Genomic DNA, 15,863 nt, shown 5'->3' with positions numbered 1-15,863 from the left:
AAAATCCTCTCAGACACTACGGCGCAGTAAGCCCTGTTTTTTCAGCCATACAAGTAAAATTGAAATTGCAGCAGGTGTTACCCCTGAAATGCGTGAAGCCTGACCAATTGAGTTTGGCTTGTGATCATTGAGTTTAGCGACAACTTCATTAGAAAGACCATTAACTTGACGGTAATCAAGATCAATCGGTAATGACGTGTTTTCATTACGCAATTGTTTTTCAATTTCTTCCTGTTGACGGGCAATATACCCTTCATATTTGACCTGAATTTCAACTTGATCAGCTGCCTGTGGTTCTTTAAGACTAGGTGAGAACAGTGGCAATGAAGTTAGGATTTCATAATTCATTTCAGGGCGACGCAATAGATCTTCACCATTAGCTTCTTTCGATAATGGCATTTTTAATATGTTGTTGATGTCACCAAGATTATCTGCATGAGGATGAATCCAAATATTACGCAAACGCTGACGTTCCTGTTCGATTATCTCTACTTTACGGCAATAATGTTCCCAGCGGTAATCATCCACCAATCCTAATTCGTGGCCCTTTTCTGTCAGACGAAGGTCAGCATTATCTTCGCGTAACATCAAGCGATATTCAGCCCGGGAGGTAAACATACGGTATGGTTCTTTAGTGCCCAGAGTACATAAATCATCAACCAAAACACCAATATAAGCTTGATCACGACGAGGGAACCATCCCTCTTCTTCAGAAGCGTAACAGGCTGCGTTAAGCCCGGCCAAAAGCCCTTGAGCGGCAGCTTCTTCATAACCAGTCGTACCATTGATTTGCCCGGCAAAGAATAAACCGTGGATAAATTTACTTTCCAGTGTCTGTTTCAGATCTCTTGGATCAAAGAAGTCATATTCTATTGCATAACCTGGACGAACAATGCGGGCGTTTTCCATCCCTTTCATGGAATGGACAATTTGCATCTGTACATCAAATGGCAAGCTGGTAGAAATACCATTTGGATAGATTTCATTACTGGTTAGTCCTTCTGGTTCAAGAAAGATCTGATGAGCATTGCGATCCGCAAAACGCATAACTTTATCTTCGATCGAAGGACAGTAACGCGGGCCAATCCCTTCAATGATCCCCGCATACATTGGGCTGCGATCTAAATTATTGCGGATCACATCGTGAGTTTTTTCATTGGTATGAGTGATATAACATGGCATCTGTTGCGGATGCTGTCCCACATTTCCAAGAAAAGAGAATACAGGTGTTGGATTATCACCTAGTTGTTGTGTTAGCTGACGAAAGTCAATAGTTCTGGCATCAATACGCGGTGGCGTACCTGTTTTTAATCTGTTTACACGTAAAGGTAGCTCACGTAAACGCTGTGCTAATGAGATCGCAGGAGGATCACCAGCCCTTCCGCCACTGTAATTTTCCAGACCGATATGGATTTTACCATCAAGGAATGTACCTACAGTCAGAACAACTGCTTTGGCCCTGAATTTAAGTCCCATACGAGTCACTGCACCAGTGACAGTGTCGTTTTCAACAATGAGATCTTCTACAGGTTGTTGGAAAATCATTAAGTTAGGTTGATTTTCTAATGCTGTTCGTATGGCCTGACGGTAAAGAATCCTGTCGGCTTGAGCACGTGTTGCGCGGACAGCGGGTCCTTTACTGGCATTTAAGGTTCTAAACTGAATACCAGCCTGATCAGTGGCTTTACCCATTAAGCCACCTAGAGCGTCAATTTCTTTAACCAGATGTCCTTTACCGATTCCACCGATGGCTGGGTTACATGACATTTGACCCAAAGTATCAATATTGTGAGTCAGTAGTAAGGTTTGACGGCCCATACGAGCAGCTGCCATAGCAGCTTCAGTACCGGCGTGACCACCACCGATAATGATGACGTCAAATTGCTCTGGATAAAACATGGTAATGAACCTTCAGTTATAAGAATGCTTAGTGTTGCATTAAGGGAAGAGAATTCTACTCAAGTTTAGGCGATAGACCAAGTAGACAAGATCGCCGGTAATTAAAAGAAGATCTTTTTTATTTAAAGATCTCTTTATTAGATCTTTTATTAGGATCATGATCTTTTGTGGATAAGTTATTTTTACTTAGAAAGATCATAACATTGTAAAGGATCATTTACTGTGAATGATCCGTGATCCTAGCCGGTATAAACTGGGATCTAAACAGCAAGTTATTCACAATGAGATCATGGGCTGATAGTTATACTATGGATAACTACGGGTTAACCCCGGCTTTTTATATGAGTTATCCACAATCGTTCGCTGTTTTTTTGTTCAAATTAGAGTGAGTTTGCCCAAATTTTAACCCATTCTTCTGCGGGATCTTCGGGGATCTCATGTTGTTGGATATCAATTTCCAGACGATTGCCTAGGCGTTTAGCCCCATTTTCCACCAATAGTTGATCAAGCGATCTTATCGCGCCACAGAAAGTATCGTATTCAGAACTGCCAATACCAACAGCACCAAATGTTACTTTGCTGAGATCAGGTTTTTGTTCAGAAATTTCTTCTGCCAGTGGTTGTATATTTTCTGGTAATTCCCCAGCTCCATGTGTGGATGTGACTATCAACCAGATCCCTTCCTGAGGAAGTTCATTGAGAGAAGGGCCATGCAGCATTTCGGTGGAAAAACCAGCATCTTCCAGAATTTCAGCCATATGTTCAGCTACGTATTCAGCACTACCCATAGTGCTGCCGCTGATTAAGGTAATAGTGGCCATAGTGATCCCTACAGATTTCAAGAACGGCTATTGTACGCTGTGAATCTGTTGGGATCTACCTGTGGATAATGTGGTTATAACAAATTTTATCTTATGGCTTGATTGTTCGCATAATCGGGTTTTGCAAGGAGATCAGGGTTTCTGTTGATTGGATCTCATCGATAGTCTGTATTTTGTTGATAAGTACATCTTGAAGAGATTCAATTGAGCGGCACATAACTTTAGTAAAGATGCTGTAGTGACCTGTTGTGTAGTAGACTTCAACGACTTCATTCAGGTTACTTAATTTTTTTAGGGCTGATGGGTAATCTTTAGCGCTTTTAAGAATAATGCCAATAAAGCAACAAACATCATAACCAAGTTGTTTAGGACTGATATCTACTCTGGTACCGGTGATGATCCCTGCTTGCTTCATTTTTTCTACACGAACATGAATGGTCCCTGGGCTGACGGCAAATTTCTTTGCCAGTTCGGCATAAGGTGTACGTGCGTTGTCCATTAAAGCGTGAAGTATGTCACGGTCCAGATTATCGATCTGATAAATTTCTGCCATTTCTAGCTCCATTTTTTATCGAATTTTCATTTTTTCTATATTAAAAATGAATTTTATAAATCATAAAGACTATTTTTATTAAAGTATATTGAATTTATACCTCATTCTATTGCTTAATGTTTGCAACAGGACATCAGGGCTACCTAAAAATTTGAGAATAATATTATGAAAAAGTCATTTATTGAGAAGCAGCAACAAATTAGTTTCGTGAAATCCTTCTTTTCCCGCTTGCTGGAAAGCAAGCTGGGTCTGATTGAAGTACAAGGGCCAATCCTAAGTTGTTTGGGTGATGGTATTCAAGATAACTTATCCGGCCACGAAAAGGCGGTTCAGGTGAAAGTGAAAACGTTACCAGATTCAACTTTCGAAGTAGTGCATTCACTGGCTAAATGGAAGCGTAAGACACTGGGCCGTTTTGATTTTCAGCCGGAGCAAGGGCTTTACACTCACATGAAAGCATTGCGTCCGGATGAGGATCGCTTAACACCAATCCACTCTGTTTATGTTGATCAATGGGATTGGGAAAAAGTGATGGGAGATGGGCAGCGTTCACTTGCTTATCTAAAACAGACAGTAGGCAAAATTTACGAAGCAATAAAAGAAACAGAAAAAGCTGTCAGCAAAGAGTTTGGTCTGGCACCGTTCCTGCCAGATCAAATTCACTTTGTTCACAGTGAAACGCTTCTGAGCCGTTATCCGGATCTGGATGCAAAAGGTCGCGAACGCGCTATTGCTAAAGAATTGGGTGCTGTTTTCCTCATTGGTATTGGTGCGAAATTATCTGATGGTCAAACACATGATATTCGTGCACCGGATTATGACGACTGGACGACGCCGAACAGTGATGGTTTTGCTGGCCTGAATGGCGACATTATTGTCTGGAACCCTGTATTGGAGGATGCTTTTGAGATCTCTTCTATGGGTATCCGTGTTGATGCAGAAGCATTGGAGCGCCAATTGACGCTGACAGGTGATGAAGAGCGCTTGCAATATGATTGGCATCAGACGTTACTCAAAGGCGATATGCCACAGTCGATTGGCGGAGGTATTGGTCAATCTCGTTTGGTGATGTTGCTGCTGCAAATGAAACATATTGGTCAGGTTCAATGCAGCATATGGTCACCTGAAGTACGCGAAACTGTAGAAGGCATGCTCTGATTCAACTCAGTGACGCCATTTTCGCAGTAAACGGCTTTTAAGTCCGGTATCAAAACGCCAGATATGATCGAATATCCGCATAATACCGGGCTTACCATATTGGGACATGGAGACCGCATGGAAGCGGTGTTGCTGATGCTGTTGCAGATTTTTTATCTGATGGATTAGTGAGTCTGGTAAACGCTGGGCAATGAAATCTGAAATAACAACAGCATCAGCATCTTTCCAACATTGCTCTTTCATTTTTTCTATTGTGTTTGCCAAACAGAAAGCTAAATTTGTTCCTCCTCTAAAAGTCTGGCTGAGAAAACGAATAGCTTGCTCCAGGCCATCTGGTGAAGATAGTTCATAGTGTACAATTTCTGTAGCAAATAACATGATGTGACAGTTACGATCATCTGCTAGTGCAATGCGTAACAGCGCCAGACAAAAAGCTTTGGCGCATTTTTCATTGAATCCTCCCATAGAGCCGGAAGTATCTACACAGATAATAAATGGCCCTCTTGGCTTTTCCTCTTGATTATAATGAGTGACTGGTCGTAATGTTGTTTTCTGTTGCCAGCTATCGCCTTGTAAGCGATAGGTCAATAAGCGCTTTTCCACCAATCTGCGATAAAATTCATATTCCAGATCTTCAATTCCCAATATTGCCAGTTCTGTTGGTAACAGGCGTAAAATATCATCACTTTGCCCTATGCCATTTACCTGTTCAGGAACAGTATCAGGTGTTCGTTCAATGGTAGTAAATGGTTCGAGAAGATGGCTTTCCTGTGGTTTTGATTTTGCAGATTGGCTACGACCAAGTAATTGAGCCAGTTTTTCCAGTTCGGGTTGTTGGTGAAGAAATTCACTATAGCGAATCAATAACTGTTCATCATTTCGGAAATGGTTTAACTGACTTTTACTCATATCCCATAATCGTCCCGCCGCCCTGTCATTTTCACTGAAAACAGGATCAAGATTACCGCTTAATGTTAGCCGTTGTTGCAATTCTGCCAGTAATTGCTCTTTTTCTTGTTCCAGTAATTTATTGTGGAAAGTTGTGGTTTGCAGAATCAAATTGAGTCTCCATCGTTGGATAAACAGGATTTGTAATGCATTTGAATGCTCGGTAGTACTGGTCACCAATTTTTGTGCTTCTTCAATAAAAGGGGATTTAATTTGGTTCAGTCTTTCCAGAATATCGGGAAGTTTAAGATAAAAATTATTGGTGCTGGCAGACAGTAATTGTTGATATAACTGAAATTCTTCTGCCAAAGGGGCAGGAATCATTGCTTCTTTAATTCTTTGTTGTAAATCTTGTTTCCAACTGGGAATGTCTTTCAGTAGCGCACGTTTTAAACGAGGATATTTTTCAAAAAAGATAGCTAACTGAGGTGAAGCCAGAAGAGTTAATATGATCTCTTCTATCAGTTCTCCTTCGTTTACTGATAATAAAAGATCAAGAGTTGTTAGGCTAATCATTTAGTTAGCTGCTCATTTTTATTTTCAGCTGGTTTACTTTATCCATCAATTGGATAAAGCTTTGTTCTATTGCAGCAAACCAATGGTTTTCAATGAATAGACATGGCTGATGCTGACTGAATAATTGGCGTTGATGGTGAATCTCTTGGTTAATTTTTTCCAATTTTTCCAACCACTCGCTGTTTTTTTCGTTTTGTTGATGCTGACTATCGGGTAAATATAAAGTAGAGGAACGGCGGCTAATATCAAAAATCTCTGGTTGGTGTACTGAATTAATTTCAGCTGTTATATCTTGTGGAAAACCGATACCGTTCAGGCGGGCTGGTAAACTTCCACCTTTATTTATCCAAGTATTTAGTATCTTTTTTTCCATTTCAATAAAATTGACTTGAATATCATGGATATGAAGAGGTGTATGCAAGAACAAAGTCAATTTTTCTTCATTGATGTGATCGGGTAGCGAATATTGTATTTTGCGTCCAAACAAACCTGTTTGTTTTTCCAGATACAACGCCTGCTGATTGTTTTTATCCTGACAGGCTTGCATCCATTGGTGATAAAGTGAATCAATTTGCTGAGATGATACTCTTTGCTGATATGCTTGTTCGATCATAAGAGTATTCAGATATTGAGGTAATAATTTGAAAGAGTGAAGATCATACCACAGACAATCTTTCAACAATATTAAATCAAGTGGCGATATTTCTCTTCTGCCATTGAAGAAAGCGCTGGCTTGTAATAAATGAATTGCTTTTTTCCAGCGTCGGTCTGAAACATAAGGTGAATGTTCTGTAGAATCAAGTTGCTGACGTAGATGATAGATGATATCAAAACAATTCTCTGGTAGGATTATTTTATTAATCTCTTTTTGCCATTGATGAAACTCTTTACTTGTTATCTGAATATTTGCTGGGACAGGGTTATCATTTTCATTTTTCTGGTTAGTAAGTAATGCCCGGAAGTTCTGTTTTTCTTGAATTTTATCCAACCAAATACGGATTAACATTCGGTCATAAAGAGCCTCAAGGCTGCTATCTGCTTCAGGTAATTCGTTGGATGCTGTTATCAGTAATCGCATCGGAATTTTCTCTTCTGTATCCCCGTTCCTGAATTTTCTTTCGTTAATTGCTGTCAGCAAAGTATTGAGAATTGCCGGGCCAGCTTTCCATATTTCATCAAGAAAGACAATTTCAGTTTCAGGTAAATAGCCGGTAGTCAGTCGCTGATAACGTCCTTCTTCTTTCAATGCCTGAATAGAAAGAGGACCGAAAATTTCTTCGGGAGTGGAGAAACGGGTCATCAGATACTCAAATGCTCTGGCATCACGAAACGCAAATTTTAATCGGCGGGCTATCAGACTTTTTGCGATCCCTGGGGGACCAAGCAGGAAAACGCTTTCCCCGCACAGTGCAGCTAGCAGGCATAAACGAATCGTCTGTTGTCTTTCATACAGACCACTCTCCAGATAGTTACTTAAACAAGCTATTTTTTCCGCTAATCGCATAATTCGTACCAATATTATCTGTTGGGATAAATAAAATCTAATCACTTTTCTTCATAGATTTTAATCATCATTTATTGATGAATACTATATTTACCTTAAAAATCGATTCAGCGTCAAATATTCAATAAGTTAACGTTTATTTTTGGTTTTTTTATTGTCGAAACGTTATCGATAACGATCACACTTTTGTATTATTAATGTTGCATTTTAAATGTTACTTTCTATATTACTTTAATAGCGAAACGTTTCGCTAATGGAATAAAAAAATGAAAAAAGGTGTATTACTTAATTCTGAAATTTCAGCCGTAATTTCTCGGCTGGGGCACACTGACCAGATTACAATTGGTGACATTGGGTTACCAATTCCTTCTTCAGCCCAGCGGATTGATTTAGCGCTAACCCAGGGTATTCCTAGTTTTATATCCGTTCTTAATGTTGTGACACAGGAAATGCAGGTTGAAGCTGCATTTTTAGCAGAGGAGATCATTATCTATAATCCTTTGATATATAAGTTAATATTAACTCAGATTAAGGAACTGGAAGAACAACAAGGGAATTCAATTATTATGAAATATATCAGTCATAATATATTGAAAGAGAAAATGAAATATAGCCGAGCGATGATTCGTACTGGAGAGAATTCTCCTTATGCCAATATCATCCTTTGTGCTGGTGTGACTTTCTGAGGTGGTTATGCGACCTGCACTGGAATTAAAAGGAATTAGTAAGTCTTTTCCTGGTGTTAAAGCATTATCCGGTGCGGCACTACGTGTTTATCCGGGTAAAGTCATGGCATTGGTAGGGGAGAATGGTGCAGGTAAATCCACGATGATGAAAGTATTGACCGGAATATATACCAAAGATACAGGCACAATTCATTATTTGGGAAAAGAAGTGATTTTTTCTGATCCTAAATCCTCTCAGGACGCGGGTATTGGGATTATTCATCAAGAATTAAATCTTATTCCTCAACTGACTATTGCTGAAAATATTTTCCTGGGGCGTGAATTCGTCAATAAATTTGGCGCCATTGACTGGAAAAAAATGTATCAGGAAGCCGATCGCCTTTTAAAAAAGTTGAATTTAAGTTACAGCAGTCACTGGCAGGTAGCTGAACTTTCTATCGGTGATCAGCAAATGATTGAGATTGCTAAAGTGCTGAGTTTTGAATCCAAAGTTATCATTATGGATGAACCAACTGATGCATTGACTGATACAGAAACTGAATCATTGTTTAACGTAATACGTGAACTGACATCGCAGGGGTGCGGTATTGTTTATATCTCTCATCGTCTGAAAGAAATTTTTGAAATTTGCGATGATGTTACGGTATTCCGTGATGGGCAATTTATTGGTGAAAAGCCGGTAAAACAGTTAAAAGAAGAGACTCTGATTGAAATGATGGTTGGGCGAAAACTGGAAGAGCAATATCCTCGCCTAAATTTGCCTCGTGGCAAGAAGCGGTTTGAAGTTAAGCAAATTTCGGGTCCCGGTGTGACAAATGTTAGCTTTTCTCTTTATAGCGGAGAAATTTTGGGTATATCGGGGTTGATGGGGGCTGGCCGCACTGAATTAATGAAAATTATTTATGGTGCGTTGCCAAAAACTCAAGGACAAATCACTCTGGATGGGACGCCTGTTGTAACCCGTAATCCTCAGGACGGATTAGCTTGTGGGATTGTTTATATTTCAGAAGATCGGAAGTGTGATGGATTGGTTTTGGGTATGTCAGTTAAAGAGAATATGTCTCTTACCGCTTTACATTATTTTAGTTATAAATCAGGAGGCCTGAATCATAAAAAAGAGCAGCAGGCAGTCAATGACTTTATCAAATTATTTAATATCAAAACACCTTCAATGGAACAGTCGATTGGCCTGCTTTCTGGCGGTAATCAGCAAAAAGTGGCAATTGCTCGTGGATTAATGACCAGACCAAAAATTCTTATCTTGGATGAGCCGACTCGGGGAATCGATGTCGGTGCAAAAAAAGAAATTTATCAACTCATTAATCAGTTCAAAAAAGAAGGTTTGAGTATCATCCTTGTTTCTTCTGAAATGCCGGAAGTGATAGGAATGAGTGATCGTATTTTGGTTATGTATGAAGGTCATATCAGCGGAGAGTTTTTTGCTGAACAGGCAACTCAGGAAATTTTGATGGCGGCGGCTGTTGGCAAACAATATGGAGCAATTCGGGAGTAATTCAGTATGAATTCTAACATATCACCGACATCTAAGCGTTGGTTTATTAAAGAGTGGCTACTGAAGCAAAAGTCATTGATTGCGTTGTTAGTATTGATAGCCGTAGTTTCTTCTCTTAGCCCAAATTTTTTCACGTTAAATAACTTGTTTAATATTCTGCAACAGACATCGGTCAATGCCATTATGGCAGTTGGGATGACATTGGTTATTTTAACATCGGGTATTGATCTGTCTGTTGGTTCATTGCTTGCATTGACAGGCGCAGTAGCAGCTTCATTGGTTGGTATGGAAGTTAATGCGCTAGTGGCTGTAGTGGGTGCTTTGGCTTTAGGTACTGCAATTGGTGCTTGTACAGGAATAATTATTGCTAAAGGTAAAGTACAGGCTTTTATTGCCACTTTGGTCATGATGTTACTACTTCGTGGAATAACCCGCGTCTACACTGATGGTAGCCCAATAAATACAGGATTTAGTAATAATGCGGATCTGTTTGGCTGGTTTGGTATTGGTCGTCCATTGGGAATTCCTACTCCAATATGGCTGATGTTGATAGTTTTTGTTATTGCTTGGTATCTCCTGCACCACACTCGTTTAGGTCGTTATATTTATGCTCTGGGTGGTAATGAATCGGCTACCCGTTTGTCTGGTATTGGTGTTGATAAAATCAAGATTATCGTTTACGCCTTATGCGGTTTACTGACGGCATTAGCAAGTATTATTGAAGTAGCTCGTCTTTCTTCTGCTCAACCAATGGCGGGGAGTGGTTATGAATTGGATGCTATTGCTGCTGTCGTTTTGGGCGGAACCCGCCTGGCTGGTGGTAAGGGATTAATTACCGGGACTTTGATTGGTGCGCTAATTCTCGGTTTTTTAAATAATGGCTTAAATTTATTAGGTATTTCTTCTAACTACCAGATGATTGTTAAAGCAAGTGTAATATTGTTGGCCGTTATGGTTGATAACAAAAGTGGTAAATAACCTCATCCTATAGGAAATAAAACAATGAGAATGAAGAAATTAGTCACAATTTTATCTGCTGTTGCACTAGGCGCGACTATAAGTGTAAATGCGTTAGCGAAAGATACTATCGCGTTAGTCATTTCTACACTAAATAATCCATTTTTTGTCGCCATGAAAGAGAGTGCTCAAAAAGAGGCGGATAAATTGGGTTATAGCCTAATTGTGCTGGATTCTCAGGATAACCCAGCGAAAGAATTAGCCAATGTTCAGGATTTGACGGTACGTGGTACTAAACTAATGCTGATTAACCCAACTGATTCTGATGCTGTAGGTAATGCCATTATCATAGCTAACAATGCGAAAATTCCGGTAATTACTCTCGATCGGATAGCGAATAAAGGTACGGTTGTCAGCCATATTGCTTCTGATAACCGTCTGGGCGGTAAAATAGCGGGTGATTTTATTGCTGAAAAATTAGGGAATGAAGCCAACATTATTCAGTTAGAAGGTATTACAGGCACTTCTGCTGCCCGTGAACGTGGTGACGGATTTAATAAAGCAGCACAAGAACATAAGTTTAATGTGCTGGCTAGTCAGCCTGCTGATTTTGACCGTACCAAGGGTTTGAATGTTATGCAGAACCTACTGACAGCTTATCCGGTTATACAAGCTGTATTTGCTCAGAATGATGAGATGGCATTGGGGGCTTTGCGTGCTTTACAGACAGCAGGCAAAAGAGGTGTATTAGTTGTTGGCTTTGATGGCACGGAAGAGGGCATTAAAGCTGTTCAAGGTGGGAAATTAGGAGCGACAATCGCTCAACGTCCTGACCAGATTGGTATCATTGGCATTCAGACAGCAGACAAGGTGCTGAAAGGCGAAAAAGTTGATGCTGTTATTCCTGTAGAACTGGAGCTGGTTATTAAAAAATAAATCGATATTACTGTGCTGTTGCTAATTGATGGTAACAACATTATAGAAAAGGAATAGATTTAATGGGTACAGCAAAACTCGCAGTGCTTGGCAGCATTAACGCTGACCATATTTTGAATCTTAAATCGTTCCCTCGTCCGGGTGAAACGGTGATCGGGAAACAATACCAGATTGCTTTTGGTGGTAAAGGTGCTAATCAGGCGGTAGCAGCAGGTCGCAGTGGTGCTGATATTACATTTATTGCTTGTGTCGGTGAGGACGATATTGGTTCCCGTATTTGCCGGCAGTTAGCGATGGATAATATTAAAACTTCTGGCATTGAAGTTATTGAAGGGGAAACAACCGGTGTAGCGCTGATTTTCGTTAATCAGCAAGGTGAAAATGTTATTTGTATCAATATGGGGGCTAATGCTGCACTGACACCGAAATATTTCTATCGCTACCAAAATATTATTGAAGAGGCGGATGCATTATTAATGCAACTTGAGTCTCCATTAGAAACTGTACAACTTGCCGCAGAGATAGCTAAACAAAATAATACGAAAGTAATACTTAATCCGGCGCCGGCACAAAAATTATCTGATCAATTGCTCTCTCTGGTGGATATTATTACTCCGAATGAAACTGAAGCTGAATACCTGACTGGAATTACAGTAAAAGATGATTTAGGTGCGGAAAAAGCGGCTCAGATATTGCATGATAAAGGTATTGCAACAGTCATTATCACATTGGGTAGCCGTGGAGTATGGTTGAGTGAAAAAGGTCAGAAAGGAGAAATTGTTCCGGGATTTAAAGTGAAAGTTGTAGATACTATTGCGGCGGGAGATACTTTCAATGGCGCGTTCGTGGTAGCTTTGCTGGAAGGAAAAACAATGTTATCTGCGGTACGGTTTGCCCACTCTGCTGCTGCAATAGCGGTAACCCGTCGGGGAGCTCAGCCTTCTATCCCGTGGCGAAATGAAATTGATGCATTTTTAACTGAACAGGACTGACTGTGGCTACAATGAAAGATGTTGCCCGTTTTGCAGGCGTCTCCACATCAACTGTATCTCATGTTATTAACAATAACCGCTATGTCAGTGATGGTGTAAAAAAGAAAGTTAATGATGCTATTGAGCAACTAAATTATGCTCCGTCAGCGCTTGCACGAAGTCTTAAAATCAAGCAGACCAAAACTATTGGTATGTTGGTAACAACCAGTAATAACCCCTTTTATGCTGAAATTGTAAGAGGAGTTGAAAGAAACTGTTATGAACGTGGTTACAGCCTTATCTTGTGTAATACAGAGGGTGATGCCAAACGGATGGATTACAGTATGGAAACGTTGCTGCAAAAGCGAGTAGATGGGCTGCTGATCATGTGTACTGAGAACCAGCACAATTCTTGTAATGTTTTACGTCGTTATCCTCCTGTACCGATGGTCATGATGGATTGGTCTCCATTTGATATTATTAGCGATGTTATTCAAGATAACTCCTTGTTGGGAGGGGAGATAGCCACCAATTACCTCATTAGCTGTGGTTTTAAGAAAATAGCCTGTATTGCAGGTCCGCAAGATAAAACGCCTGCTAGCTATCGGTTGGAAGGATATAAAAAGGCAATGGCAGACGCTGGCCTTGTTATACCTGAAGGGTATGAAATTTATAGTGATTTTGAATTTTCTGGTGGTTTTGAATCAATGCAAAAATTGCTGCAACATCCAGAACTACCTGAAGCTGTTTTTGCTGGCAATGATGCAATGGCTGTTGGCGCTTATCAGGCTCTTTATCAAGCAGGGCTTTCTGTGCCGGATGATATCTCTATCATTGGTTATGATGATATCGACTTGGCCCCTTATATGATCCCACCTTTAACAACCATTCATCAGCCAAAAGATGAATTGGGAAAACTGGCTGTTGATACTTTGCTTTATCGGATGGATAACCCAGAGAGTGATTCTAAGTTGTTAGTATTAACTCCAACATTGATTGAGCGTAACTCAGTTTCCCGTTCTTAAGTATTCTGTTTCTTATTTGTTGATCATATTGTCGCCATCTTCCTTATGTAATAACAGGAAGGTGGAAGACGAGAGTAAAGTAATTATTCCCACTGTAATAAAAGTGTTGTGGAAGTTATCGACGATTGTTCCATAAGGTATGGACTCATAGAACCGGAGGATAGCGGCACTTGCTGCAACACCGAAACTAATAGACAACTGCTGAGTTACCGCCAATAAACTATTTCCTGAGCTGGCATTGTTATCAGTCAGATCAGCCAGAGTAATGGTATTCATTGAAGTAAATTGAATGGATACTGCCATACCTAGTAAAAATAGTGGGATAACTAAAAGAATGGCGGACATTTCTGGTGATTGCAGTGAAAATTGAGAAATTATTAATCCGATAATGATGGTTATGCTAACCAGAGTCTTACGATAACTAAAGCGAGTCAATACATTTGTTACAAAAGACTTGGCTATAATAGAACCGATAGCTGTTGGTGCCATCATCATTCCTGCAATGACTGCGGAATAGCCAAATCCAATTTGTAGCATCAGAGGCATCAGAAAAGGAATACACCCAGTTCCCAAGCGTGTAACAATATTACCAATAATACCGATAGAAAATGTGCGAGTACGGAATAACTTCAGACTGATAAGTGGTTGAGGGTGTTTTTTGGCATGTATCAGGTAACCAAATAGTATCATAAAACCGCCGACCATAACTGTGGAAGGTATATACCCTGGTAACGAACTCTCTCCCAGTAAATCCAAACTAATGGAAACCGTAACTAAACTCAGTCCAAAAAGTATGAAACCAAAAAAATCGAATGAACGCTTTGGCATTGTGAAATTAGGCATATGCTTTTTAGCATAAATAATTCCCAATAAACCAATTGGAATATTGATAATAAATATCCAATGCCAGGTAGCATAAGTGACTAATAACCCACCAAGCATAGGACCAAGAATTGGCCCTACTAACCCTGGCATGGTGACAAAATTCATAACGGGTAAAAGTTCACTGCGTGGGTATGCGCGTAATAAAGCAAGGCGGGCAACTGGCATCATCATTGCACCACCAATTCCCTGAATTATTCGGGAAATAACTAGAAAAGCCAAATTACCTGACAAAGCACAGGCTAGGGAGCCTAAAGAAAATAAGGATACAGCAAAAATAAATACCCGGCGGGTACCAAAACAATCTGCTAGCCAGCCGCTGACTGGAATTAGCAAAGCAACAGTTAAAGTATAGCTGACAACAGCAGATTGCATTGCCAGAGGTGAGTGTTCGAGGCTTTCAGCAATAGCGGGCAATGCTGTATTGAGAATTGTTGCATCTAAAGCTTGCATAAAAAAAGCTATTGCAGCAATCCAGGGTAGCCCCGCCATATTACGAGGGGTTTTTACCATTAATCGTCCTGCTATGTTTATCTAACCAATGTTTGATTAGATATTAATCTAACACATTACTATATAAGATTATTCATGTTCTGTTAATAACTTTTGGCAAGCGAGAAGTGCTCTGCGACTGTCACCTTTGATGATTGAATCAACAATTGTTTTATGAGCTTCCAGTTGCACAACTTTGTCGGAAATAATAGCTTCGAAATAGTTCTGATAAACTGGACGAAATAAGTTGGCAAAAGAGCCTAAAAACGGATTTCCACAGGATTTATAGATAGTGTGGTGAAACTGGTAATCAATGTCTATCCATTTTTCCCGGTTGAAGTTTTCTTTCAGCAGATACATTTCATTTATGAGTTGTAGAAGCTGCTTTTTTTGCTCTTGTGTGGCATTTTTTGCAGCAAGAAAGCAAGTTTGTGGTTCTATTGCCAATCTCACTATATGGAAGTGTTCAATCACCTGGTCAAGATTATCACGATTCATCCACCACTTTAATAAATCCTGATCAAGGAAATTCCAGTGAATAGTTGGCATTATGCGGGTACCAATCCGTGGACGAGGTAATAGCATACCTTTGGCTGCAAGTATTTTTATCGCTTCGCGAACAGAAGTCCTGCTGACGTCGAACTGTTCAGCAAGTTCTATTTCACCAGGGAGGATGGTTTCAGTTTTATATTCACCAGACAAAATCTGTTGTCCGATTTTTTCAGCTAAAAGATAAGAGAGGTTTTTCTGGGAAGCCTTTCTTTGTTCTTTAAATTGCATAGTAGATTTGAACCTTTTCCCATATTTATCCATTTATACTACTTTAATTTGGGAGTAATTACTGTCGATGACATCCATTTTGTGTAAAAAAAAGACAAAAATACGCATTTTGTTGAAAAAAACCGCGAACAAAAGTTTTTTTTAAATAAACGCTTGCCAGCGGCGAAGAACACCCTATAATGCGCCACCACTGACCGACACAACGCTGACAAAGCGTGTGAG

General features: G+C 39.9%; 14 protein-coding genes. 7 read left to right on the top strand and 7 right to left on the bottom strand.

Annotated features, from left to right (window positions below; translation table 11 throughout):
* Positions 1-9 precede the first annotated feature (9 nt).
* The 3 genes from mnmG to asnC all read right to left on the bottom strand — a co-directional run bounded on the left by mnmG (position 10) and on the right by asnC (position 3,273).
* A complete protein-coding gene (gene mnmG / locus ABR397_RS19375) occupies positions 10-1,899 on the bottom strand; it encodes a tRNA uridine-5-carboxymethylaminomethyl(34) synthesis enzyme MnmG (RefSeq protein ID WP_350307170.1) in 1,890 nt (629 codons plus the stop codon).
* Between the two features lie 380 nt (positions 1,900-2,279).
* Positions 2,280-2,720, bottom strand: coding sequence for an FMN-binding protein MioC (mioC, locus tag ABR397_RS19370; RefSeq protein WP_350307169.1), 441 nt, complete (start codon positions 2,718-2,720; stop codon positions 2,280-2,282).
* Positions 2,721-2,811: 91 nt separating this feature from the next.
* On the bottom strand, positions 2,812-3,273 hold the full coding sequence (gene asnC / locus ABR397_RS19365; protein WP_350307168.1) for a transcriptional regulator AsnC: 462 nt from the start codon (positions 3,271-3,273) through the stop codon (positions 2,812-2,814).
* A 165-nt stretch (positions 3,274-3,438) separates the two neighbouring features.
* Between asnC and asnA the strand changes: the two genes are divergently transcribed.
* Positions 3,439-4,431 carry an aspartate--ammonia ligase gene (gene asnA / locus ABR397_RS19360; protein WP_350307167.1) on the top strand — a complete coding sequence of 331 codons (993 nt, stop codon included), beginning with the start codon at positions 3,439-3,441 and terminating at the stop codon, positions 4,429-4,431.
* Positions 4,432-4,437: 6 nt separating this feature from the next.
* Here asnA and viaA read toward each other — a convergent pair whose 3' ends face one another.
* Both viaA and ravA read right to left on the bottom strand, forming a co-directional pair.
* Entirely contained in the window at positions 4,438-5,895 is a 1,458-nt protein-coding gene (gene viaA, locus ABR397_RS19355; RefSeq protein ID WP_350307166.1) for an ATPase RavA stimulator ViaA, read from the bottom strand.
* A 4-nt stretch (positions 5,896-5,899) separates the two neighbouring features.
* Entirely contained in the window at positions 5,900-7,411 is a 1,512-nt protein-coding gene (gene ravA / locus ABR397_RS19350; protein ID WP_350307178.1) for an ATPase RavA, read from the bottom strand.
* Positions 7,412-7,665: 254 nt separating this feature from the next.
* Between ravA and rbsD the strand changes: the two genes are divergently transcribed.
* The 6 genes from rbsD (at position 7,666) to rbsR (ending at position 13,487) form a co-directional block, all read left to right on the top strand.
* Positions 7,666-8,085 (top strand): D-ribose pyranase, encoded by a 420-nt coding sequence (gene rbsD / locus ABR397_RS19345; RefSeq protein WP_350307165.1) that lies wholly within the window; start codon positions 7,666-7,668, stop codon positions 8,083-8,085.
* Between the two features lie 7 nt (positions 8,086-8,092).
* The gene (rbsA, locus tag ABR397_RS19340; RefSeq protein ID WP_350307164.1) at positions 8,093-9,598 is read left to right on the top strand and encodes a ribose ABC transporter ATP-binding protein RbsA; all 1,506 of its coding nucleotides are present in this window, start codon (positions 8,093-8,095) and stop codon (positions 9,596-9,598) included.
* A 6-nt stretch (positions 9,599-9,604) separates the two neighbouring features.
* Positions 9,605-10,576 carry a ribose ABC transporter permease gene (gene rbsC, locus ABR397_RS19335; protein ID WP_350307163.1) on the top strand — a complete coding sequence of 324 codons (972 nt, stop codon included), beginning with the start codon at positions 9,605-9,607 and terminating at the stop codon, positions 10,574-10,576.
* Between the two features lie 24 nt (positions 10,577-10,600).
* On the top strand, positions 10,601-11,491 hold the full coding sequence (gene rbsB / locus ABR397_RS19330) for a ribose ABC transporter substrate-binding protein RbsB (RefSeq protein WP_350307162.1): 891 nt from the start codon (positions 10,601-10,603) through the stop codon (positions 11,489-11,491).
* Positions 11,492-11,553: 62 nt separating this feature from the next.
* The gene (rbsK, locus tag ABR397_RS19325) at positions 11,554-12,483 is read left to right on the top strand and encodes a ribokinase (RefSeq protein WP_350307161.1); all 930 of its coding nucleotides are present in this window, start codon (positions 11,554-11,556) and stop codon (positions 12,481-12,483) included.
* 2 nt (positions 12,484-12,485) lie between these two features.
* Positions 12,486-13,487 carry a ribose operon transcriptional repressor RbsR gene (rbsR, locus tag ABR397_RS19320; RefSeq protein ID WP_350307160.1) on the top strand — a complete coding sequence of 334 codons (1,002 nt, stop codon included), beginning with the start codon at positions 12,486-12,488 and terminating at the stop codon, positions 13,485-13,487.
* Between the two features lie 12 nt (positions 13,488-13,499).
* On the opposite strand, the gene mdtD is transcribed toward rbsR, so the two are convergent.
* Both mdtD and ABR397_RS19310 read right to left on the bottom strand, forming a co-directional pair.
* Entirely contained in the window at positions 13,500-14,882 is a 1,383-nt protein-coding gene (gene mdtD / locus ABR397_RS19315; protein ID WP_350307159.1) for a multidrug transporter subunit MdtD, read from the bottom strand.
* Between the two features lie 69 nt (positions 14,883-14,951).
* Positions 14,952-15,641 carry a FadR/GntR family transcriptional regulator gene (locus ABR397_RS19310; protein ID WP_350307177.1) on the bottom strand — a complete coding sequence of 230 codons (690 nt, stop codon included), beginning with the start codon at positions 15,639-15,641 and terminating at the stop codon, positions 14,952-14,954.
* Positions 15,642-15,863 lie beyond the last annotated feature (222 nt).

Origin of the sequence: Photorhabdus viridis, from assembly GCF_040256935.1 — a bacterium.
Lineage (GTDB): Bacteria > Pseudomonadota > Gammaproteobacteria > Enterobacterales > Enterobacteriaceae > Photorhabdus > Photorhabdus viridis.
This window is presented reverse-complemented; position numbering and strand designations above follow the sequence as displayed.

Bases quoted from the DNA above. Each gene is read 5' to 3' on its own strand.
- mnmG (WP_350307170.1), bottom strand. From the start codon at position 1,899: ATGTTTTATCCAGAGCAATTTGACGTCATCATTATCGGTGGTGGTCAC.
- mioC (WP_350307169.1), bottom strand. From the start codon at position 2,720: ATGGCCACTATTACCTTAATCAGCGGCAGCACTATGGGTAGTGCTGAA.
- asnC (WP_350307168.1), bottom strand. From the start codon at position 3,273: ATGGCAGAAATTTATCAGATCGATAATCTGGACCGTGACATACTTCAC.
- asnA (WP_350307167.1), top strand. From the start codon at position 3,439: ATGAAAAAGTCATTTATTGAGAAGCAGCAACAAATTAGTTTCGTGAAA.
- viaA (WP_350307166.1), bottom strand. From the start codon at position 5,895: ATGATTAGCCTAACAACTCTTGATCTTTTATTATCAGTAAACGAAGGA.
- rbsD (WP_350307165.1), top strand. From the start codon at position 7,666: ATGAAAAAAGGTGTATTACTTAATTCTGAAATTTCAGCCGTAATTTCT.
- rbsA (WP_350307164.1), top strand. From the start codon at position 8,093: ATGCGACCTGCACTGGAATTAAAAGGAATTAGTAAGTCTTTTCCTGGT.
- rbsC (WP_350307163.1), top strand. From the start codon at position 9,605: ATGAATTCTAACATATCACCGACATCTAAGCGTTGGTTTATTAAAGAG.
- rbsB (WP_350307162.1), top strand. From the start codon at position 10,601: ATGAGAATGAAGAAATTAGTCACAATTTTATCTGCTGTTGCACTAGGC.
- rbsK (WP_350307161.1), top strand. From the start codon at position 11,554: ATGGGTACAGCAAAACTCGCAGTGCTTGGCAGCATTAACGCTGACCAT.
- mdtD (WP_350307159.1), bottom strand. From the start codon at position 14,882: ATGGTAAAAACCCCTCGTAATATGGCGGGGCTACCCTGGATTGCTGCA.
- ABR397_RS19310 (WP_350307177.1), bottom strand. From the start codon at position 15,641: ATGCAATTTAAAGAACAAAGAAAGGCTTCCCAGAAAAACCTCTCTTAT.